The sequence below is a fragment of the Lacticaseibacillus sp. 30 genome, assembly GCF_053819265.1.
In genome coordinates, this window is sequence record NZ_JBSOQX010000082.1 from 1 (window position 1) to 354 (window position 354).

General features: G+C 46.3%; 1 pseudogene. It reads left to right on the forward strand.

What is annotated here, in order from left to right:
• Positions 1 to 54: 54 nt before the first annotated feature.
• A pseudogene (locus ACWPAB_RS15455) lies at positions 55 to 354 on the forward strand (ATP-binding protein); the annotation flags it as partial.

The window sequence follows — 354 nt, forward strand, 5'->3', positions numbered from 1 at the left end:
CAACCAAGGGGATGTCCAAGATGAAGACTTACCTTGGTAGAGAAGAGGCGTGTGATGAGCAATCTTGAAACTAATCAAGGGCGTTTAGCAGCGATCGAAACATTTGCTGAACGTTGTCCCGATTGTGGCAGCCTCTTGTATCGCCCGAAGGGATTGAGCAAAGTCACCGGTAAAAAAATGGCCGGAGTGTGCATGAATTGTGGCTATAAACAGCCACCCACGGAGCCTAAAAACATCACGCCAGATATGGAAAAAGAGGCTCGCAAGAACCGAACCGTTGGATACTACCTAGCTTATTCGGTATTTAGTACAGACGCGATTATTGCAAAGGATTTCAACAACTTCCATACAGAC